Source organism: Rhodococcus tukisamuensis NBRC 100609, assembly GCF_001894985.1.
Taxonomy (GTDB): domain Bacteria; phylum Actinomycetota; class Actinomycetes; order Mycobacteriales; family Mycobacteriaceae; genus Rhodococcus_G; species Rhodococcus_G tukisamuensis.
The window spans coordinates 283,824-304,753 of sequence record NZ_BCXG01000005.1 but is presented as its reverse complement, the minus strand read 5'-3'; the positions used below and the strand labels follow the sequence as shown (position 1 = coordinate 304,753).

The window sequence follows — 20,930 nt, the reverse complement described above, 5'->3', positions numbered from 1 at the left end:
GGGGGACGCTGGGTTCCACTACCCGGCGGCGGTTGTTTCTCCGTCATTTCGACACTCTGATCTGGGCCGTGAATAATCCAGGCGAGCTGTGCGGTTGCCTGTAGGTTGCACTGGCTTCCTTCGCCGTCTGCGGGCCAGGTCATGTGTCCTGCAGGTGAATTCCGTCGGCCAACGCGGCGTCGAGGGTGCCGCCGAACACGCAGGCCGACAGTTCCGCGAGTGCGGGGTCCTCGTCGAAGTGCTCCGGCGCCCGCATCGCGAGCATCGTGTTGATCAGCATGCCCTGGGCGATGAACTCACGCGCCTTCTCCGGGGTGCAGCCGGTGCGGGTGCGGATCTGGGTGTAGATCGCGGACATCGTGGACCGCGCCTGGGCGCCGATCTCCGGGGTGCCGCCCGCCGAGAATCCGTGCATCATCACCAGCAGCAGGTCCTGGTCGGCGATCAGCCCGGCGTAGGCGGCGCCGAGCTGGGCCCAGAACTCCTCGCTGTCCGGGTCGATCGTCAGCCGGTCGAGTTCCGCGTCGAAGGTCTCGACGATCCTGGTCAGCGCCCGTGCGAGCACCTCGCGGAACAGTTCCGCCTTGGTGCCGAACATGCGCACCACGTAGGGCTGGGAGACCCCGGCCTCCTTGGCCACCGCGTCGGTGCTGGTGCCCGCGTACCCGCCGCGCGCGAACGCCCGCGACGCCGCGGCCAGGACGAGCTCCCGACGTTCCGGTGCGCTCATCCGGGTAGGCCGCGGGGAATTCGTGGGTGCAGACATATTGACAGGTTATCACTTGATAACTAGCGTCGGACGAATCAAGTAATCATTCGATGCTTACAAACGACTCCGGATCCGGAGCCCTCATCTCCGAGGAACAGTGATGACCACAGTCTCCGATCAACTCGACGTCCTCGTCGAGCCGCAACCGTCGTCCGCGCGTCGGACGGTCCCGATCTGGTTGGCCCTGATCGCGGCCTCGCTGCCGATGTTCATGGCAACCCTCGACAACCTCGTCATGACCAGCGCGCTCCCGGTGATCCAGCAGAACCTGCAGGCCACGGTGGGTCAGCTGCAGTGGTTCATGAACGCCTACACCCTCGCGTTCGCCACCCTGATGCTCGCCGCGGCCGGCCTCGGCGACCGCTGGGGCCGGCGCCGCGTCTTCCTCTACGGCATCGCGCTGTTCACCGCGGCCTCGATCGCGTCTGCGCTGTCGACGACCCCCGCGATGTTGATCGCGGCGCGGGCCGTCCAGGGCGTCGGTGCGGCCGCGATCATGCCGCTCTCGCTCACCCTGCTGGCCGGCGCCGTTCCGGCCGCGAAGCGCGCGCTCGCCATCGGCGTCTGGGGTGGTGTCTCCGGACTCGGGGTCGCGCTCGGCCCGGTGATCGGCGGCGCCGTTGTCGACGGCGTCTCGTGGCAGGCGATCTTCTGGCTCAACGTGCCGGTGGCCCTGGTCGCGGTGCCGCTGGCGCTCTACGCGCTGGGGGAGTCCCGCGGTCGGCGTGCGCCGATGGACCTGCTCGGTGTGGCACTGGCCGGGGCCGGCGTGTTCCTCGGGGTGTGGGCGATCGTGCACGGCAACGACGACGGCTGGACCTCGGCGATGGTCCTCGGTTCGCTCGCCGCGTCGGCACTCGCCCTGACCGGCTTCGTGATCCACGAGCTGCGCACCCCGAACCCGGTGATGCCGATGCGACTGTTCCGCTCCCGCAGCTTCTCGGTCGCCAACGTGATCGGCCTCGCCTTCACGCTCGGGATGTTCGGTGCGGTGTTCCTGCTCGCCCAGTACCTGCAGATCGTGATGGGCTACACGCCGTTCCAGGCCGGCCTGCGCACCCTGCCGTGGACCGCCGCACCGATGGTGGTGGCGCCGATCGCCGGCATCCTGGCGCCGCGGGTCGGGCTGCGTCCGCTGCTGGTCTCCGGTCTGACCCTGCAGGCGGCGTCGCTGGTGTGGATGGCGATGATCCTCGAACCCGGCACCAGCTACGGGGCGATGGTGCCGGCGCTCGCGATGGCGGGCATCGGGATGGGCCTGACCTTCGCTCCCAGTGCCACCGCGGTTCTCATCGACATGGCCGAGGTCGACCACGCCACAGCAAGTTCCGTGAACTCGACGATCCGCGAGGTCGGCGTCGCGCTCGGTGTCGCGGTGCTGACCGCGGTGTTCCTCGGCAAGGGCGGCAGCCTCACCCCGGCGGGCTACGCGGACGGCCTGCAGCCCGCGCTGCTGGTAGGCGCGGCCTCCGTCGTCGTCGCGATCGTGGCGGCGCTGGCGATGCCGAGCCGCAAGGAGCAGTCGGTGTAGAGGCAGTACGAAGGGCCGCTCACGGGTCGACCGTGACTCATATGATGGGTCCGTGGCGTCAGGTCTACCGTTCGCGCGTCTCCCAGCGTGAGCATGGAAGTGACGGAAGGCAGGTGACCGGCGTGAGAGTGCTCGTCGTGCTGGTCCTTCTCCTCGGTCTGACCGGTTGCGTCTCCGGCAACCCCGGCACAACCGGGGGCGCCACTTCGGCCCAGGCGACGAACGCCGAGGCGCCGGCCCAGGATTCGCAGGCCCCGACCGTCGTGGACACGATCGCCGAGGGACTCGAGACCCCGTGGGGACTCGCGTTCCTCCCCGACACAACGGCGATCGTCACCGAACGAGACACGCGCCGAGTCCTCGCTGTTCGTGACGGCCGGACGACGGTGGTCGGAACGATCGACCCGGCAGCGCCGCGGGGCGAGGCGGGTCTGCTCGGCGTCGCCGTTTCGCCGACCTTCGACACCGACCGGTTCGTGTACTTCTACTTCACCACGAGCACCGACAACAGGGTCGTACGCACCACACTCCACGACGGGGGACTCGGCGCGCTCGATGTCATCCTCGACGGCATCCCCGCCGGGTCCATCCACGACGGCGGACGTCTCGCCTTCGGGCCGGACGGATACCTCTACGTGTCCACCGGCGAAGCCGGGGATCGGGACCTCGCGCAGGAACCGGATTCGTTGGGCGGCAAGATACTTCGTATCACCACCGACGGTCGACCCGCGCCGGGCAACCCGACCCCGACCTCGCCGGTCTGGAGCCTGGGCCACCGCAATGTGCAGGGCCTCGCCTTCGACGACCACGGGACGCTTTGGGCCAGCGAGTTCGGCTCGAGTCGATCCGACGAACTCAATCGCATCCAACCCGGCGGCAACTACGGATGGCCCGCGACAGAAGGAGTCGGCGGTCGCGAACCGTACACAGATCCCCAGCTGACCTGGGGTGTCTCCGAGGCGTCGCCGTCGGGGTTGGCCTACGCGCAAGGCCGTCTGTGGATGGCGGCGCTGCGCGGGCAACGGCTCTGGCGCATCGACGTCACCACCGGCACCGCCGCCGAACCGCGCGACTTCTTCGTCGGCGAGTACGGCCGGATGCGCACCGTGGCGTTCGCGCCCGACGGCCGCCTGTGGGTGACCACCTCCAACCGAGACGGGCGCGGTTCCCCCGGGATCGGCGACGACCGCATACTCGCGGTGACGGTGGGAGGGCGGTGACTGGCGCACGGCGACGCCACACAATGCCCTAGCCGGGCTGACCGGGGAACGCCGTGGTCGGCGGTGTGACGCCGAGAACCGCCTGCCAGTTCGCAAGGCGCAGAGCGGTTTCGGTGAGGGCGTCGACCGCGACGCCCCGGGTGTGCTCGGACTGTGCGCGTTCGATCACCGACCGCCACGCGACCGCGGCGTCACCCTCCACCCGGGCGGCGAGCTGGACCGCGGTGGTCGGGTCGGTGACCGGGAACGGGATGGTGTACCCGGGCTCGGCGCCAGGCGGGGTCACGCTCGCCGCGACGAGCGCGTCGACGGTGGCATCGCGCCGGGCCCGGTGCGATGCGGCGTCCGCCGAGATCTGTCCTATCCGCGCGGGGTTGGAGAAGGCCGCGACGATCCCGTAGGCGAACACGGCGGCGTGCTCGGCGCGCAGGGCGTCGACCAGGGCCTGCTGCTCGGGCCCGAGCGAGGTGGTGGGGGAGGTCATGGCAGCAACACCGCCTGCTGCACGGCCACGGCCGCGCTGATGGAGCCGAGGAGTCCGGCCCGGTAGCCGTCCAGGCGCCGCGCCAGAGCGGCCGCGCCGCGCTGCGAATCGGCCAGGCCGGCGCGGACGTCGTCCACTGCCGGGGGCGCCGAGGCGGCGGTGGTGCTCGGCGCCGCGGTGGTGGTCGCGGTGGCCTCGCTGCCGGCGGCCCGGAGGATCTCGGCGGACAGCGCGTCGGCGTGGGCGGTGCGTTCGTTCGCGACGACGGTCAGGGCCCCGGCCCGGTCGGGTGCCAGGGCCGCGGCGGCGGTGGCCGCGGCCGCGTCCCGTCTGGCCGCGGCCAGCGGGACGAGCAGGGGGTCCGGTTCCCGGGCCTCGTCGTTCGAACCGGAACCGGCGCATCCGGCGGTGGCGCCGAGGGCGGCGAGGCCGAGGGCCGCGGCGCCGGCCACCCGGAAGGCGCCGCGTCGTGAGAGCGCGGGGCTGATGAGGGCTGCAGGCACGGACCCATCCTGTCAGGTGTGCTGTCGGGCATCCGAACCCAGGCTGGTCACCGGAGGGTCAAATGCACGATATCCTTAGTCTTCGCGCCGAAGACTTGTGATCCGAACACAACTGAACGAGGAGTTCCACTGATGCCGGTTCCGTCAAAGGAGAGGGTGGTCGAACTCCTCTCCGGTCTTGTAGACCGACAGGGATACGACCTGGAGGACGTCACCGTCACCCAGGCCGGCAAGCACAGCGTGGTCCGCGTGATGGTGGACGGCGATGCCGGCCTCGAGTTGGACGCGGTCGCCGAGCTGAGCCGGGTGATCTCCGACGCGTTCGACGCCGCAACCGAGTTCGGCGAGACCCCGTACACGCTCGAGGTCACCTCGCCCGGTGTCGACCGCCCGCTCACCGAACCCCGGCACTGGCGTCGCGCGCGCGGCCGCAAGGTGGCGGTCCAGTTCGCCGACGAGCAGCTGACCGGCCGGGTGGGTGCCCTCGGCGACGGCGTCGTCGCGCTGGTGCTGCCCGGCAAGGGTGGACCGACGGTGCGGGAGATCGCCCTCGCCGATGTGGTGAAAGCGGTAGTGCAGGTGGAGTTTTCGAAGCCCAACCCGGCCGAGCTCGAACTCGCGGGCGGGGTGGCCGAGGGTCGGGTCCTGCCCACCGACGTCGACGACGCGGTGGACCTGACCGCAGGCGCGGACGAGACAGACGAGACAGACGACGAATTTCAGGTAGAAGGGTAGACAAGTGAATATCGACATTGCCGCGCTGCGCGCCATTGAGGAAGACAAGGGGATCTCGGTCGGCACGATCATCGAGACCATCCAGACCGCGCTGCTCACCGCCTACCGGCACACCGAGGGGCACCAGTCCCACGCCCGCATCGACGTGGACACCAAGAGCGGCATCGTCCGGGTGATGGCCCGCGAGGTCGACTCCGACGGCAACATCGTCGGTGAGGAGTGGGACGACACCCCCGAGGGCTTCGGCCGGATCGCCGCGACCACGGCCCGGCAGGTGATCCTGCAGAGACTGCGGGACGCCGAGCACGAGAAGAGCTTCGGCGAGTTCTCCACCCACGAGGGCGAGATCGTCGGCGGCATCATCCAGCGCGACACCCGTGCCAACGCCCGCGGCATGGTCGTGGTGCGGATCGGCAGCGAGGCCAACGGAGCCGAGGGCGTGCTGCCCGCGGCCGAGCAGGTGCCGGGGGAGACCTACGAGCACGGCGAGCGGATCAAGTGCTACGTCGTGGGTGTCACCCGCGGCCAGCGCGGCCCGCAGATCACCCTCTCGCGCACCCACCCGAACCTCGTGCGCAAGCTCTTCGCGCTCGAGGTGCCCGAGATCGCGGACGGCTCGGTCGAGATCGTCGCGGTCGCGCGCGAGGCCGGTCACCGCACCAAGATCGCCGTCGCGTCCCGGGTCCAGGGTCTCAACGCCAAGGGCGCGTGCATCGGCCCGATGGGCCAGCGGGTGCGCAACGTGATGAGCGAACTGGCCGGCGAGAAGATCGACATCATCGACTTCGACGACAACCCGGCCCGGTTCGTGGGCAACGCGCTGTCGCCGTCGAAGGTTGTGTCCGTCACAGTGGTGGACGCCGACGCGCGCGCCGCGCGCGTGGTGGTCCCCGACTTCCAGTTGTCGCTGGCCATCGGCAAGGAGGGGCAAAACGCCCGCCTGGCTGCACGCTTGACGGGCTGGCGGATCGACATCCGATCCGACGCCGCGCCGGTGACTGACTCGCCGTCCGGACCTGCGTCGACGCGCGTTTAGGGGCGGCATGTACGTAACTGTTGTCAACAGCGGTAGAGTGGTCGATGGCTCAGCATGAGTTTTCGGCGGAGACGCGCGAATGCACCGGTCAACCGGTGCGCACGTGCGTCGGATGCCGTAAACGCGCGCTGGCCGCGGATCTGCTGCGGGTCGTCGCACGCGAGGTTCAGCCGGAGGGCTGGGCCGCGGTGCCCGATCCTCGGCGCAGGCTCCCGGGACGAGGTGCGTGGTTGCACCCCGAACCGAACTGTCTGAGCCTGGCGGAGAAGCGCCGAGCATTCGGCAGAGCGCTGCGAGTGTCCGGAACCCTGGACACGGCGGCACTGGATCGGGAGATCGAGCAGATCTCGTGATCGAGCCGCATCCACAACAGAGCAGTACCTCTTGAGACGAGTTAGGCAAACACACTCATGAGCACACCGTGAAGCACCAACGATGATCGTCCATCGGAGTTAACCCGAGGTCGTGCGGGCGCCCAGCCGCGCTCGACCTCATCAGTGAGGAGAGCAGTGGCAGGCAAGGCCCGTGTACACGAGTTGGCAAAGGAACTCGGTGTCACCAGTAAGGAACTACTCGCACGGCTCAAGGAGCAGGGCGAGTTCGTGAAGTCGGCGTCCTCCACAGTGGAGGCGCCCGTCGCACGGCGGCTGCGGGAGTCCTTCCCGTCGGCCGATTCGGCGGCAGCACCCGCAAAGCCCCAGGCGGCGTCGCCGAAGCCCGGCGGACCGCGTCCCGGCCCGAAGCCGGCGGCTCCGGCACCGGCGCCCGCTCCGGCGGCTCCGGCACCAGCACCGGCTGCTCCCGCGCCGGTCGCAGCACAGCCCACACCGGCAGCGCCGGCACCGGCAGCGCCCGCTCCCGCGGCGGCCGCACCCGGACCGCGTCCCGGCGCACCCGTGCCCGCCGCACCGGCACCGAAGCCGGCTCCCGCCGCTCCGGCCGCCCCCGTGGCACCGGCCGCGAGTGCCGCTCCGGCTCCCGCGCCGTCGGCTCCGGGTCCGAAGCCCGGTCCCAAGGCGCCGCGCGTTGCGAACAACCCGTACTCCTCGGCCCCGGCCGAGCGTCCCGCCCCGCGTCCGGCACCCGGTGCCCCGCGTCCCGGCGGACCGCGTCCGGCTCCCGGCCAGGGCGGTCCCCGTCCGGCTCCGGGTGCCCCGCGTCCCGCCGCAGGTCCGGGCGGACCGCGTCCGGCCCCGGGTCAGGGCGGTCCCCGTCCTAGCCCCGGCTCGATGCCTCCTCGCCCGAACCCGGGCGCGATGCCCGCACGTTCGGCACGTCCGGCCCCGGGCGCAGGTCGTCCCGGCGGCGGACGTCCGGGCGGACCGGGCGGTCGTCCCGGTGGCGCCGGCGGTGGCGGTGGCTACCGCGGTGGCGGTGCCCCCGGTGCCGGTGCAGGTGCACCCGGTGCAGGTGGAGCTCCCGCCGGCGGTTTCCGCGGTCGCCCCGGTGGCGGCGGTGGCCGTCCCGGTCAGCGCGGCGCAGCAGCAGGTGCCTTCGGTCGTCCCGGCGGAGCAGTGCGCCGTGGCCGTAAGTCGAAGCGGGCGAAGCGCGCCGAGTACGAAAGCATGCAGGCGCCCGCAGTCGGCGGCGTCCGGCTGCCCCGCGGCAACGGCGAGACCATCCGTCTCGCTCGCGGCGCATCGCTGTCGGACTTCGCGGACAAGATCGATGCGAACCCCGCAGCACTCGTGCAGGCGCTGTTCAACCTCGGCGAGATGGTCACGGCCACCCAGTCGGTGAACGACGAGACCCTCGAGCTGCTCGGCGGCGAGATGAACTACGTCGTGCAGGTCGTCAGCCCGGAGGACGAGGACCGCGAGCTGCTCGACAGCTTCGACCTCACCTACGGCGAGGACGCGGGCACCGAGGAAGACCTCGAGTCCCGTCCGCCGGTGGTCACCGTCATGGGTCACGTCGACCACGGCAAGACCCGCCTGCTCGACACGATCCGTAAGGAGAACGTCGGCGAGGGCGAGGCCGGTGGCATCACCCAGCACATCGGTGCCTACCAGGTGCTCACGCACCTCAACGGCGAGGATCGTCTGGTCACCTTCATCGACACCCCGGGTCACGAGGCCTTCACGGCCATGCGTGCCCGTGGTGCGAAGGCCACCGACATCGCGATCCTGGTGGTCGCGGCCGACGACGGCGTCATGCCGCAGACGGTCGAGGCGATCAACCACGCCCAGGCGGCCGACGTGCCGATCGTGGTCGCGGTGAACAAGATCGACAAGGAAGGCGCGAACCCGGACAAGATCCGGCAGCAGCTGACCGAGTACGGACTGGTCGCCGAGGAGTACGGCGGAGAGACCATGTTCGTCGACATCTCGGCGAAGCAGGGCACCAACATCGATGCGCTGCTCGAGGCCGTGCTGCTCACCGCGGACGCCTCGCTGGACCTGCGGGCCAACCCGGACATGGACGCCCAGGGTGTCGCCATCGAGGCGCACCTCGACCGCGGCCGTGGCCCCGTTGCCACCGTGCTCATCCAGCGCGGAACGCTGCGGGTCGGCGACTCGATCGTGGCCGGCGACGCCTACGGACGCGTCCGTCGGATGGTCGACGAGCATGGCGACGACGTGCTCGAGGCGCTGCCCTCGCGTCCCGTCCAGGTGGTCGGCTTCACGTCGGTCCCCGGCGCAGGCGACAACCTGCTCGTGGTCGACGAGGACCGCATCGCCCGGCAGATCGCGGACCGTCGCAATGCGCGTAAGCGCAACGCGCTGGCCGCACGCAGCCGCAAGCGGATCAGCCTCGACGATCTCGATGCAGCGCTCAAGGAGACGAGTCAGCTCAACCTGATCCTCAAGGGCGACAACTCGGGCACCGTGGAGGCGCTCGAGGAGGCCCTGCTCGGCATCCAGATCGACGACGAGGTGCAGTTGCGCGTCATCGACCGCGGTGTCGGTGGCGTGACCGAGACGAACGTGAACCTGGCCTCGGCCTCGAACGCGATCATCATCGGCTTCAACGTCCGGGCCGAGGGCAAGGCAACGGAGCTGGCGAACCGCGAGGGCGTCGACATCCGGTACTACTCGGTGATCTACCAGGCCATCGACGAGATCGAGAAGGCCCTCAAGGGCATGCTCAAGCCGATCTACGAAGAGGTCGAGCTCGGCCGGGCGGAAATCCGTGCCATGTTCCGGTCCTCCAAGATCGGTAACATCGCGGGCTGCCTGGTCACCTCGGGCATCATGAAGCGCAACGCCAAGGCGCGCCTGATCCGTGACAACGTGGTTGTCGCGGAGACGGTCACCATCTCCTCGCTCAAGCGGGAGAAGGAAGACGCGACCGAGGTCCGCGAGGGTTACGAGTGCGGTCTGACGGTGACGTACAGCGACATCAAGGTCGGTGACGTGATCGAGGCGTACGAGCTGCGCGAGAAGCCGCGCGACTGACCGTCGCAGCGTCGTGAGGTGTGCGTCCCCGCGGGTCTTCGGACCCGCGGGGACGCACACCCCGCACAGGCCCGGTCCCGGGCCGACCGGCTGCCGCCGGAAGGGAGGCGCTGGTGTACCTGGGTGCGCTGGAACTGGACATCCTGCTCGGCGACGTGCGCTCCCTCAAGGAGAAGCGGTCGATCGTCAGACCCGTCATCACGGCACTGGCCAGGTACGGGGTGTCCGTCTCGGAGACCGGTGATCACGACGTCTACCGCCGCTCGCTGATCGGGGTGGCCGTGGTCAGCCCGGACGTCGACCACCTCAACGGGGTGCTCGACACCTGCGAGCGTCACGTGGCGTCGCGGCCGGAATTGCAGTTGCTGGCCGTGCGGCGCAGGATCTTCGGTCCAGAAGACTGAACGAGAACACACACATACTTCGGCGGCACTGCCGCCACGCACATCGGACGGCGACGCCGTCGGCACAACTTGACGGCACCGCCGTCGCGAAGAAGGGACATCCCGTCATGGCAGATCCGGCGAGGGCGCGGAAGCTGGCCAAGCGAATCTCGACGATCGTCGCGACGGCGATCGGGGGAGAGATCAAGGATCCCCGGCTGGACTACGTCACCATCACCGACGTGAAGGTGACCGCAGACCTGCACGACGCGACCGTGTACTACACGGTGCGCGGCGTCGATCTCAACACCGAGCCCGACATGGAAGGTGCGGCGGCCGGCCTGGCCAAGGCCGCCGGTTCGCTGCGGTCCAAGGTGGGCGCCGGCACCGGCGTGCGGTTCACACCGACCCTCGCGTTCGTCCCGGACACGGTGCCCGAGGCGGCGCGCCACATGGAGGAGCTGCTGGCCCGTGCACGGGCCGCGGACGACGAGGTCGCCCGGGCCCGCGAGAACGCGACCCCGGCCGGCGACGCCGATCCGTACAAGGAGCCTCGCGTGGTCGACGAGGGTGACGACGCGGTCGACGAAGCCGAGTAGGGCACTCGGTGACGACAGGACTTCGGGCATGACCGAGACCGTGCCGCCGGCCGCGGCCGCCGGCGCCGAGACGGACCTCGAAGGCGCGCTCGCGCTGCTGTCCGAGGCGACGTCGGTGACCGTGCTGTGCCACGTCCACCCGGACGCGGACACCATCGGCAGCGGACTCGCGCTGGCCCAGGTGTTCAGCCGCCGGGGAACACCCGTCCAGGTCTCCTTCGCGCAGCCCGACGAGCTGCCGGAGTCGATGCGCGACCTGCCCGGGGTCGACCTGCTGGTCCGGCCGGACCAGGTCGCGGCCGAGGTGGACCTGGTGGTCACCGTCGACTGCGGCAGCCGCGGTCGGCTCGGCGTGCTCGGCAACCGTCTCGACGGTGCCCGCACCAGCCTGGTCCTCGACCACCACCGGTCCAACACCCGTTACGCCCAGTTCAACCTCGTGGACGACTCCGCGGAGTCGACGACGGCGATCCTGGCGCGTCTGTTCGACGCCTGGGGTGTGGAGATCGACGCGGACCTGGCGCACTGCCTGTACGCCGGACTGGTCACCGACACCGGTTCGTTCCGCTGGGTGCAGCCGGGCACCCACCGGCTGGCCGAGCGGCTGATCGACACCGGCATCGACTCCACCGCCATCGCGCGTCGGCTGCTCGACACCCACCCGTTCGGCTGGCTGCCGATGCTTTCGGCGGTGCTCGGCACGGCCCGGCTGGTGCCCGACGCCGTCGGCGGCCGTGGCCTGGTCTACGCCTTGGTGCGGAACGCCGACACGGCGGGCATGGGAGCCGAGGAGATCGAGAGCGTCATCGACATCGTCCGCACCACCGCGCAGGCGGAGGTGGCGTCGGTCCTCAAGGAGATCCGGCCCGGCGAGTGGTCGGTCTCGCTGCGCTCGAAGTCCGCGGTCGACGTGTCCGAGGTCGCCGGGGGGCTCGGCGGGGGCGGGCACCGCTTCGCGTCGGGCTACACCGCGTTCGGCGACGCCGACGAGGTCGTCGCCGGGCTGCTTGCCGCGTTCGGGTGAACCGTCGCGTTGGCTGAACCGTCGTCGCGGCGCATCCTCGGGCTGGCCGTCCCCGCGTTGGGGGTACTGGCCGCCGAACCGCTGTACCTGCTCTTCGACATCGCGGTGGTGGGCCGGCTCGGCGCACTCCCGCTGGCGGGCCTCGCTGTCGGCGGGCTGATCCTGGCGATGCTCAGCACCCAGCTCACCTTCCTCTCCTACGGCACCACCGCGCGGGCCTCCCGTCGGCACGGCGCCGGCGACGAGCGCGGCGCGGTCGCCGAGGGGGTGCAGGCCACCTACCTGGCGGTCGGCATCGGCCTGGCGGTGGTGGCCGCCGTGTACGCCGTCGGGGGCCCGGTCACCTCGGCGATCGCCGGCGGCGGCGACATCGCCGCCGAGGCGCTGTCGTGGCTGCGGATCGCCGTCTTCGGCGCGCCGCTCATCCTGGTCGCGATGGCGGGCAACGGGTGGATGCGCGGGGTGCAGAACACGCTGCGGCCGCTGAGGTTCGTGCTGGCCGGGCTGGGGCTCTCGGCGATTCTGTGCCCGGTCCTGGTGCACGGCCTGCTCGGCGCGCCGCGCTGGGAACTGGCCGGGTCCGCGGTGGCCAACGTGGCCGGCCAGACCGTGACCGCGGCCTGCTTCGTGGCGGCGCTGCTGCGCGAGCGGGTGCCGATGCGCCCGCACGCGTCGGTGATGCGCGCGCAGGTGGTGCTGGGCCGGGACCTGATCCTGCGCAGCCTGGCCTTCCAGGCCTGCTTCCTCTCCGCGGCGGCCGTCGCGGCCCGGTTCGGCGCCGCCGCCGTCGCGGCGCACCAGGTGGTGCTGCAGCTGTGGAACCTGGTGGCGCTCACGCTGGACTCGCTGGCGATCGCCGCGCAGACCCTGGTCGGGGCGGCGCTGGGGGCCGGCAACGCCGCGACCGCCCGGGAACTGGCCGGCCGGCTGACGCGGTGGTCCACGGTGTTCGCCCTGGCGCTGGCCGGCGTGTTCGTGCTGGCCCGCTCGGCGGTGCCGGGCCTGTTCACCGACGACCCGGCGGTGCTCGACCAGATCGGCACCATCTGGTGGATCTTCGCGGCGATGATCCCGGTCGCCGGTGTGGTCTTCGCCCTCGACGGGGTGCTGCTGGGCGCGGGCGACGCGGCGTTCCTGCGGAACGCGACGCTGGGCTGTGCGCTGGTCGGGTTCCTGCCGCCGATCTGGCTGTCGCTCGAGTACGACTGGGGTCTCACCGGAATCTGGGCGGGGCTTACGGTGTTCATGGTGCTGAGGATGCTGGCCGTCGTGTGGCGGACCGCGTCCGGGCACTGGACTGTGACCGGCGCCGACATACCGGCGGGAAGGCGGAACGAGTGACGCGCAAGTTGTGGGCGGTGAGCGACACCCACGTGGGGCATCGCGGGAACCGCCCGATCACCGAGGACCTGTACCCGGAGTCCCCGCAGGACTGGCTGATCCTGGCCGGCGACGTCTCCGAGAAGACCGACGACATCGCGTGGGCACTGAAGCTGGCGCGCAGCCGGTTCGAGAAGGTCATCTGGGTGCCGGGCAACCACGAACTGTGGACCACCGCCAAGGACCCCGTGCAGATCCACGGCGCCGCCCGCTACGAGTACCTGGTCAACATGTGCCGGGAACTCGACGTGGTGACCCCCGAGGACCCGTACCCGGTGTGGGAGGGGGAGGGCGGCCCGGCGACGCTGGTGCCGATGTTCCTGCTCTACGACTACTCGTTCAGGCCTGAGGGCACCACGAACAAGGCCGACGCCCTCGCCTTCGCGCGCGACAAGAACGTGGTCGCCAGCGACGAGTTCCTGCTCTCCAGCGAGCCGTACGCCACCCGCGAGGCGTGGTGCCACGCCCGGGTGGAGTCGACCAGGGCCCGACTCGACGAGCTCGACCTGAGCATCCCGACCGTGCTGATCAACCACTTCCCGCTGGTCCGCGAGCCCACCCGGGTGCTGTTCTACCCCGAGTTCTCGCTGTGGTGCGGCACCGAACTGACCGCGGACTGGCACACCCGCTACAACGCGATCTGCAGTGTCTACGGGCACCTGCACATCCCGCGCACCACCTACTACGACGGCGTCCGCTTCGAGGAGGTCTCGCTCGGGTACCCCCGCGAGTGGCAGAAGCGCGGGCTCCCGGAGCGGCTCCTGCGGCAGATCCTGCCCGTCCCGGAGTACCCGCCGGGAACCCTGAACAAGTGGGGTGGGCACTTCCACATCACCCCACAGCAGGAAGCGGAGTTCGAGGCGATGAAGGCGGCCCGGAAGTGATCGAGCAGATTCTGCCCACGGGGGTCGTCGCGGCCGAGTTGTTCGAGGACCCGCCCGGCCTCACGGTGCACCCGCAGGAGGAGGCGCTGATCGCGCGCGCGGTGGACAAGCGCCGCCGCGAGTTCACCAGCGCGCGGCACTGCGCCCGCGTCGCGCTCGGCAAGCTCGGCGTGGAGCCGGCACCGATCCTGCGCGGCGAACGGGGCGTGCCCCGGTTCCCGCGCGGGGTGGTCGGCAGCCTCACCCACTGCGACGGCTACCGCGCCGCGGTGCTCGGCTTCGCGATGCAGGTGCGCTCCGTCGGCATCGACGCGGAACCGCACGGGCCGCTGCCCGACGGCGTGCTCGACGCGGTGAGCCTGCCCGAGGAGCGCGCGGTCCTCGCCGCCCGGGCCGACGGCTCGGTGCACTGGGACCGGCTGCTGTTCTGCGCCAAGGAGGCGACCTACAAGGCCTGGTTCCCGCTGACCGAGCGGTGGCTGGGCTTCGAGGACGCGCGGATCACCTTCGCGACCACCGAACCGACGAGCGACGGCGGCGCCCACGGCACGTTCCACTCCGAGCTGCTGGTACCCGGCCAGACCCTCGACGGGCCGCCGCTGGCGTCTCTCGACGGGCGCTGGCTGGTCTCCGACGGCCTGGTCATCACCGCGATCACCGTCCAGTAGGCTCGAAAATCGTGTCTTCTCACCGCAAACCGTCCTCCGGCCTCGATGGCGCCGGGCTGTTGGTCATCGACAAGGACGCCGGCGTCACCAGCCACGACGTCGTCGCACGCTGCCGCAAGATCCTCAACACCCGCAAGGTGGGCCACGCGGGGACCCTGGACCCGATGGCCACGGGCGTGCTCGTGCTCGGCGTCGAGCGGGCCACCAAGCTGCTCGGACTGCTGGCGCTGACCACCAAGGCGTACACCGCGACGATCCGGCTGGGTCAGGCGATGACCACCGACGACGCGGAGGGCGAGGAGATCTCGCGGGCCGACGCGTCGGGGGTGACCGACGCGGAGATCGCCGCGGTGATGACGACCCTGACCGGCGCCATCGAGCAGGTGCCGTCGAGCGTCAGCGCCATCAAGGTCGACGGCCAGCGCGCGCACAAGCTGATCCGGGCGGGGGAGGAGTTCGAGCTCAAGGCGCGTCCGGTGACCGTCGACCGCTTCGAGCTGACCGCGACCCGCCGCGGCGTCGACTCGATCGACCTGGACGTGGAGGTCGAGTGCTCCTCCGGGACCTACGTCCGGGCCCTCGCCCGCGACCTCGGCGCGGCGCTCGGCGTGGGCGGGCACCTGACCGCGCTGCGGCGCACCCGCGTCGGTCCGTTCACCCTCGAGCACGCCCGGACCCTCGAGCAGCTCGCCGAGGACCCGGCCGTCAGCCTGGACATCGACCACGCCGCGCAGACGGCGTTCGCGCACCGGCAGATCAGCACGGAGGAGGCCGAGGCGATCAGCCAGGGCCGCTGGCTCGAGCCGGTCGGCATTCCCGGCGTGTACGCGGCGATCGACCCCACTGGCCACACCATCGCGCTGCTGCAGGAACGCGGCCGTCGGGCCAGTTCGGTGATGGTGGTGCGGCCGGCGACCCTGCGCGGTCTCTGAGGCCTCCGCCGCGCCGGCACACGCCCATTCGCCGCGTCACACCCGCGTTGTACGTGGAACAGGTGTGTGATCCCGACAACGGGTGTGTGCCGTGTGCGGCGGGCGCCTATCCGCGGTTCTGGGGCCCCGATGCGAGGTTGCGGCGGTCGGACCGCCAGTCGAGCAGGAACCACACCAGCACCACCGCGTAGACGACGGTCCACCAGCTGCCCTCGGTGATCCCCGAAACCAGCAGGAACGCGAGCGCGGCCAGGAACACACCGCGGAAGAGTGACGCGCCGAGGGAGGGGCGGGCGCTCACTGCTCGACCAGCCAGATCGCCTCGGCGGCAGGGTTGCCGAGGTCGACCGTGCTGATCGTCGCCCCGTCGGCGCCGTCGCCGAGTCGTACGGAGACGGTGCCGGCGTAGTCGCGACGTTCGACGACGGTGATCGTCACGTCCAGCGCGATGCCGACGGAGTCGAAGTAACGCAGCATCGCCGGATCGGAGTCGGAGATCCGCGCCACCGTGCCGTGCTCGCCGTCCGCGAAGTCGCTGAGCTGGCGGGCCGGCGGGGTGGGGATGGAGCCGTCACGGCTCGGGATGGGGTCGCCGTGCGGATCTCGTTCCGGGTGACCGAGTTTCGCGTCGATCCGGTCGACCATCAGCTCGGAGACTGCGTGCTCGAGGACCTCGGCCTCGTCGTGCACCTCGTCCCAGCCGTAGCCGAGTTCGTTGACGAGGTAGGTCTCGATCAGCCGGTGCCGGCGGACCATCGCGACGGCGGCGGCCCGGCCGGAGTCGGTCAGCGAGATCGAGCCGTAGCGGGCATGGTCCACCAGACCCTGGCCCGCCAGCTTGCGGATCGCCTCGGACACCGTCGAGGCGGACACCCCGATCCGTTCGGCCAGCATCTTGGTCGTGACCTGCTCACCCGACCATTCCGCGGCCGTCCAGATCACCTTCAGGTAGTCCTGTGCGACCGTCGTCAGGGTCTCGGTTCGATCGTTTCCGGTCGTCGGGTCCGGTTCACCACTGCGCTCGCCCACGATCATGAGCTTAGGCAATTGGCCGCGGGTCGCCCACTTCGCACCCGTGTACGGGAATCCGCGCGTGACGGCGTCGGAGGCGGGCCGTAGGCTGCCACTCGTGCAGAGATGGCGAGGTCTCGACGAGGTACCTGCCGATTGGGGCCGTTGCGTTCTCACTATCGGCGTTTTCGATGGCGTGCACCGAGGTCACGCGCAGCTGATCAGTCGTGCCGTGAAGGCCGCCAGCGAGCGCGGAGTCCCCAGTGTGGTCATGACTTTCGACCCCCACCCGATGGAGGTCGTGCGGCCGGGTAGTCACCCGGCGCAACTGACGACTTTGGCGCGCCGCGCGGAGCTCGCGGAGGAGCTGGGCGTCGACGTGTTCTGCGTCATCCCCTTCACCCCCGAGTTCATGAAGCTGAGCCCCGAGCGGTACGCCCACGAGATCCTGGTGGAGCGGCTGCACGTGGCGGAGGTCGTGGTCGGCGAGAACTTCACCTTCGGGAAGAAGGCCGCGGGCACCGTGGACCTGCTGCGGCAGATCGGTTCCCGGTTCGGCTTCGCCGTCGACGGCGTCAACCTGCTGGCCGAGCACGCGGTGACCTTCTCGTCGACCTACATCCGCTCCTGCGTGGACGCCGGCGACGTCGCGGCCGCGGCGGAGGCACTGGGCCGGCCGCACCGCGTCGAGGGCGTGGTGGTGCACGGCGACGGCCGCGGCCGCCTGCTCGGCTTCCCGACCGCGAACATCGCGCCGCCGACGCACTCGGCGATCCCTGCCGACGGGGTGTACGCGGCGTGGTTCACCCTGCTGGGTCCCGGTCCGGTGGCCGGCACCGTCGAGTCGGGGGAGCGCTACCCGGCCGCCGTGTCGGTCGGCACCAACCCGACCTTCTCCGGTCGCACCCGCACCGTCGAGGCCTTCGTCCTCGACGCCGAGGCGGACCTGTACGGCCAGCACGTGGCGGTCGACTTCGTCGACCGGGTGCGCGGCATGGAGAAGTTCGACTCCGTCGACGCGCTGGTCGAGGAGATGGGCCGGGACGCCGAGAAGGTTCGTGAAATCCTCACCCGCGCGGACCTGCAGCAGCACGGCTGACGGTCCGGCCCGTAGCCCCTGGTAGGATGCTTCCTGGTGTGCGCTGCGGTCCGCGGTGGCCGCGCCGGCGTGGTGCGCCGCCCGCATTCCGGGGTGGCGGTCCTCGTTCCAGTTGCGCGGACGTCAGTGATCAGGAGATTCACAGTGGCTTTGACCACCGAAGAGAAGAAGACCGTTCTCGCAGAGTACGGCCTGCACGAGACCGACACCGGTTCGCCGGAGGCGCAGGTGGCCATGCTCACCAAGCGCATCGTCGACCTCACCGAGCACCTGAAGATGCACAAGCACGACCACCACTCCCGCCGCGGCCTCCTGCTGCTGGTCGGACGCCGTCGTCGTCTGCTCAAGTACATCCAGAAGGTGGACATCGCGCGTTACCGCTCGCTGATCGAGCGTCTGGGTCTGCGTCGCTAGTTTTCCGACGCGCCCTGCCGACCAGTGCGGCTTGACCGGTAGCCAGCGAGGCCACGCATAGAATGAGCCTCGCTGGCTACCTGCGTATGAGGGGGCCCGCGGTTTCCGGTTCCACCGGTTGCGCCGCCCCACCAGTTCCACCAAGAATTGCCAGCAGGACAGAGTTTCAGCAGCACAGAGTTTCAGAGCAACCAGGTTTCACCGCAGCACCGAGTTGCAGTAGGACCAGGATCCACGAGATCCAGCCGTACGCACCCGCCAGTCGTGGCGTCGGTCCTCGGTAGTGGCCACTCGGCAGGTCGTCAAACGTGACGACCGCCGGAGGGCTTCGATCGATGACCGCCTCCGCGCAGAGGGAACGCCCTCGCCCAAGGTGCGTCGTCGCCGCCGTCGATGGCAGCGACGATCACGCGGATACGGCAAAGACGAGAGGACGAGAAGAGAAAAGATGTCAGAAAACACCGCAGTAGAGGTCGACGAAGGCGTGTTCGAATCCACCGCCGTCATCGACAACGGGAGCTACGGCACCCGCACCATCCGTTTCGAGACCGGCCGCCTCGCGCAGCAGGCCGCCGGCGCCGTCGTCGCCTACCTGGACGACGAGACCATGCTGCTGTCGGCCACCACGGCCAGCAAGCACCCCAAGGAGCACTTCGACTTCTTCCCCCTCACGGTGGACGTCGAGGAGCGCATGTACGCCGCGGGCCGCATCCCCGGCTCGTTCTTCCGTCGTGAGGGTCGCCCCTCCACCGACGCGATCCTGACCTGCCGCCTGATCGACCGGCCGCTGCGCCCGTCCTTCGTCGACGGTCTGCGCAACGAGATCCAGGTCGTCGTGACGGTCCTGAGCCTGGACCCGAAGGACCTCTACGACGTGGTCGCGATCAACGCCGCCTCGGCGTCGACGCAGATCGCGGGCCTGCCGTTCTCCGGCCCGGTCGGCGGCGTGCGTGTCGCGCTGCTCACCTCGGACGAGAACAAGGCCGGCCAGTGGGTCGCCTTCCCGACCGTCGAGCAGCTCGAGAACGCCGTCTTCGACATGGTCGTCGCCGGCCGCGTCGTCTCCGGTTCCGGTGACAACGCCGACGTCGCGATCATGATGGTCGAGGCCGAGGCCCCCGCACACGTGATCAGCCTGATCGAGGGCGGCGCGCAGGCGCCGACCGAGGCGATCGTCGCGCAGGGCCTCGAGGCCGCCAAGCCGTTCATCGCCCGTCTGTGCGCCGCACAGCAGGCGCTGGCCGCCAAGGCCGCCAAGCCGACCGGCGAGTACCCGGTCTTCCCGGCCTACCAGGACGACGTCTTCGCCGCCGTCGAGGCCGCCGCGTCCGCAAAGCTGACCGCCGCGCTGTCCATCGCCGGCAAGCAGGAGCGCGACGACAAGACCGACGAGGTCAAGGTCGAGGTCCTCGAGCTGGTCGCCCCGAACTTCGAGGGTCGCGAGAAGGAGATCGGCGCGGCGTTCCGCTCGCTGACCAAGAAGCTGGTCCGCCAGCGGATCCTCAAGGACCACTTCCGCATCGACGGCCGTGGCATCACCGACATCCGGTCGCTCTCGGCCGAGGTCGCCGTGATCCCGCGGGCGCACGGCTCGGCGCTGTTCGAGCGTGGCGAGACCCAGATCATGGGCGTCACCACCCTGGACATGGTCAAGATGGCGCAGCAGATCGACTCGCTGGGCCCCGAGACCAGCAAGCGTTACATGCACCACTACAACTTCCCGCCGTACTCCACCGGTGAGACGGGCCGCGTCGGTTCGCCGAAGCGTCGCGAGATCGGCCACGGCGCCCTCGCCGAGCGCGCCCTGATGCCGGTGCTGCCGAGCCAGGACGAGTTCCCGTACGCGATCCGTCAGGTCTCCGAGGCGCTCAGCTCCAACGGTTCCACCTCGATGGGCTCCGTCTGCGCCTCGACGCTGTCGCTGCTCAACGCCGGTGTGCCGCTGAAGGCCCCGGTCGCCGGCATCGCGATGGGCCTGGTCTCCGACCAGGTCGACGGCGAGACCCGGTACGTGGCGCTGACCGACATCCTCGGCGCCGAGGATGCCTTCGGCGACATGGACTTCAAGGTCGCGGGTACCAAGGACTTCGTGACGGCCCTGCAGCTGGACACCAAGCTCGACGGCATCCCGTCCAAGGTCCTGGCCGGCGCGCTCTCGCAGGCGCACGACGCCCGCACCACCATCCTGGAGGTCATGGCCGAGGCCATCGACACCCCGGACGAGATGAGCCCGTTCGCCCCGCGCGTCACGGCCATCAAGGTGCCCGTCGACAAGATCGGCGAGGTCATCGGCCCCAAGGGCAAGATGATCAACTCGATCACCGAGCAGACCGGTGCCAACATCTCCATCGAGGACGACGGCACCGTGTTCGTCGGCGCCACCGATGGTCCGTCTGCGCAGGCCGCGATCGACATGATCAACGCCATCGCCAACCCGCAGCTGCCCAAGGTCGGCGAGCGTTTCCTCGGCACGGTCGTCAAGACCACCGCCTTCGGCGCGTTCGTCTCCCTGCTCCCGGGCCGTGACGGGCTGGTGCACATCTCGAAGCTGGGCAACGGCAAGCGGATTGCCAAGGTCGAGGACGTCGTGAACGTCGGCTCCAAGATCCGGGTCGAGATCGCGGACATCGACAACCGCGGCAAGATCTCGCTCGTCCCGGTCGAGGACGACGCCGCCGCGGCGGCGGACGCCCCGGCCGCCGAGGGCACCGACTCGGAGTAGTCGCGCCCCGCGTCAACACATGTCAGACCCGGCGCCCCCGCACACTTCGTGCGGGGGCGCCGGTGCGTCCGGGCGCACCCGCAGCCGGACGGAGCGCACTGCACCGGCGCCGGTCGTGACGGCCGCGCTGTGTACTCT

At 70.3% G+C, this 20,930-nt stretch carries 21 protein-coding genes; 16 read left to right on the top strand and 5 right to left on the bottom strand.

Going from position 1 to position 20,930, the window contains the following annotated elements; genetic code table 11:
• Positions 1-139: 139 nt before the first annotated feature.
• Positions 140-766 (bottom strand): TetR/AcrR family transcriptional regulator, encoded by a 627-nt coding sequence (locus RT2_RS08390; RefSeq protein ID WP_072844197.1) that lies wholly within the window; start codon positions 764-766, stop codon positions 140-142.
• A gap of 103 nt (positions 767-869) precedes the next feature.
• Between RT2_RS08390 and RT2_RS08385 the strand changes: the two genes are divergently transcribed.
• Positions 870-2,300 (top strand): DHA2 family efflux MFS transporter permease subunit, encoded by a 1,431-nt coding sequence (locus RT2_RS08385; protein WP_072844288.1) that lies wholly within the window; start codon positions 870-872, stop codon positions 2,298-2,300.
• A 113-nt stretch (positions 2,301-2,413) separates the two neighbouring features.
• Complete coding sequence (locus RT2_RS08380) at positions 2,414-3,520, top strand: PQQ-dependent sugar dehydrogenase (RefSeq protein ID WP_245709173.1); 1,107 nt, start codon at positions 2,414-2,416, stop codon at positions 3,518-3,520.
• A gap of 28 nt (positions 3,521-3,548) precedes the next feature.
• Here the strand turns inward: RT2_RS08380 and RT2_RS08375 are convergent, their stop codons facing one another.
• Both RT2_RS08375 and RT2_RS08370 read right to left on the bottom strand, forming a co-directional pair.
• A complete protein-coding gene (locus RT2_RS08375) occupies positions 3,549-4,004 on the bottom strand; it encodes a ferritin-like domain-containing protein (RefSeq protein ID WP_072844195.1) in 456 nt (151 codons plus the stop codon).
• On the bottom strand, positions 4,001-4,507 hold the full coding sequence (locus RT2_RS08370) for a hypothetical protein (RefSeq protein ID WP_169888217.1): 507 nt from the start codon (positions 4,505-4,507) through the stop codon (positions 4,001-4,003). Before RT2_RS08370 ends, RT2_RS08375 begins: the two co-directional genes overlap by 4 nt.
• A gap of 132 nt (positions 4,508-4,639) precedes the next feature.
• On the opposite strand from RT2_RS08370, the gene rimP reads away from it, so the two are divergent.
• From rimP to truB, 11 genes are all read left to right on the top strand, one after another.
• Positions 4,640-5,242 (top strand): ribosome maturation factor RimP, encoded by a 603-nt coding sequence (rimP, locus tag RT2_RS08365; protein ID WP_072844194.1) that lies wholly within the window; start codon positions 4,640-4,642, stop codon positions 5,240-5,242.
• Between the two features lie 4 nt (positions 5,243-5,246).
• Entirely contained in the window at positions 5,247-6,278 is a 1,032-nt protein-coding gene (nusA, locus tag RT2_RS08360) for a transcription termination factor NusA (protein WP_072844191.1), read from the top strand.
• Between the two features lie 44 nt (positions 6,279-6,322).
• Positions 6,323-6,631 carry a YlxR family protein gene (locus RT2_RS08355; protein WP_072844189.1) on the top strand — a complete coding sequence of 103 codons (309 nt, stop codon included), beginning with the start codon at positions 6,323-6,325 and terminating at the stop codon, positions 6,629-6,631.
• Between the two features lie 156 nt (positions 6,632-6,787).
• Positions 6,788-9,676, top strand: a complete 2,889-nt coding sequence (gene infB, locus RT2_RS08350) for a translation initiation factor IF-2 (RefSeq protein ID WP_072844188.1) — start codon at positions 6,788-6,790, stop codon at positions 9,674-9,676.
• A 113-nt stretch (positions 9,677-9,789) separates the two neighbouring features.
• Positions 9,790-10,080 carry a DUF503 domain-containing protein gene (locus RT2_RS08345; protein ID WP_072844186.1) on the top strand — a complete coding sequence of 97 codons (291 nt, stop codon included), beginning with the start codon at positions 9,790-9,792 and terminating at the stop codon, positions 10,078-10,080.
• A 107-nt stretch (positions 10,081-10,187) separates the two neighbouring features.
• Complete coding sequence (rbfA, locus tag RT2_RS08340) at positions 10,188-10,658, top strand: 30S ribosome-binding factor RbfA (RefSeq protein ID WP_072844184.1); 471 nt, start codon at positions 10,188-10,190, stop codon at positions 10,656-10,658.
• Positions 10,659-10,686: 28 nt separating this feature from the next.
• Positions 10,687-11,682: a DHH family phosphoesterase gene (locus RT2_RS08335; protein WP_072844182.1), complete on the top strand. Its 996-nt coding sequence runs from the start codon at positions 10,687-10,689 to the stop codon at positions 11,680-11,682.
• Between the two features lie 9 nt (positions 11,683-11,691).
• On the top strand, positions 11,692-13,023 hold the full coding sequence (locus tag RT2_RS08330; protein ID WP_072844180.1) for an MATE family efflux transporter: 1,332 nt from the start codon (positions 11,692-11,694) through the stop codon (positions 13,021-13,023).
• Positions 13,020-13,946 carry a metallophosphoesterase family protein gene (locus tag RT2_RS08325; protein ID WP_072844178.1) on the top strand — a complete coding sequence of 309 codons (927 nt, stop codon included), beginning with the start codon at positions 13,020-13,022 and terminating at the stop codon, positions 13,944-13,946. The genes RT2_RS08330 and RT2_RS08325 overlap by 4 nt, the downstream gene beginning before the upstream one ends.
• Positions 13,943-14,614, top strand: coding sequence for a 4'-phosphopantetheinyl transferase Npt (gene npt, locus RT2_RS08320; protein WP_072844176.1), 672 nt, complete (start codon positions 13,943-13,945; stop codon positions 14,612-14,614). The genes RT2_RS08325 and npt overlap by 4 nt, the downstream gene beginning before the upstream one ends.
• 11 nt (positions 14,615-14,625) lie before the next feature.
• Positions 14,626-15,546 carry a tRNA pseudouridine(55) synthase TruB gene (gene truB / locus RT2_RS08315; RefSeq protein WP_072844175.1) on the top strand — a complete coding sequence of 307 codons (921 nt, stop codon included), beginning with the start codon at positions 14,626-14,628 and terminating at the stop codon, positions 15,544-15,546.
• Positions 15,547-15,652: 106 nt separating this feature from the next.
• On the opposite strand, the gene RT2_RS08310 is transcribed toward truB, so the two are convergent.
• Both RT2_RS08310 and RT2_RS08305 read right to left on the bottom strand, forming a co-directional pair.
• On the bottom strand, positions 15,653-15,847 hold the full coding sequence (locus RT2_RS08310) for a hypothetical protein (protein WP_072844173.1): 195 nt from the start codon (positions 15,845-15,847) through the stop codon (positions 15,653-15,655).
• Complete coding sequence (locus tag RT2_RS08305) at positions 15,844-16,581, bottom strand: metal-dependent transcriptional regulator (protein ID WP_072844171.1); 738 nt, start codon at positions 16,579-16,581, stop codon at positions 15,844-15,846. The genes RT2_RS08310 and RT2_RS08305 overlap by 4 nt, the downstream gene beginning before the upstream one ends.
• Before the next feature lie 94 nt (positions 16,582-16,675).
• On the opposite strand from RT2_RS08305, the gene RT2_RS08300 reads away from it, so the two are divergent.
• The 3 genes from RT2_RS08300 to RT2_RS08290 all read left to right on the top strand — a co-directional run bounded on the left by RT2_RS08300 (position 16,676) and on the right by RT2_RS08290 (position 20,792).
• Positions 16,676-17,656, top strand: a complete 981-nt coding sequence (locus RT2_RS08300) for a bifunctional riboflavin kinase/FAD synthetase (protein ID WP_174556683.1) — start codon at positions 16,676-16,678, stop codon at positions 17,654-17,656.
• A gap of 144 nt (positions 17,657-17,800) precedes the next feature.
• Positions 17,801-18,070 carry a 30S ribosomal protein S15 gene (rpsO, locus tag RT2_RS08295; protein WP_072844169.1) on the top strand — a complete coding sequence of 90 codons (270 nt, stop codon included), beginning with the start codon at positions 17,801-17,803 and terminating at the stop codon, positions 18,068-18,070.
• A 448-nt stretch (positions 18,071-18,518) separates the two neighbouring features.
• A complete protein-coding gene (locus RT2_RS08290) occupies positions 18,519-20,792 on the top strand; it encodes a polyribonucleotide nucleotidyltransferase (RefSeq protein ID WP_072844167.1) in 2,274 nt (757 codons plus the stop codon).
• The last annotated feature ends 138 nt before the right edge of the window (positions 20,793-20,930 follow it).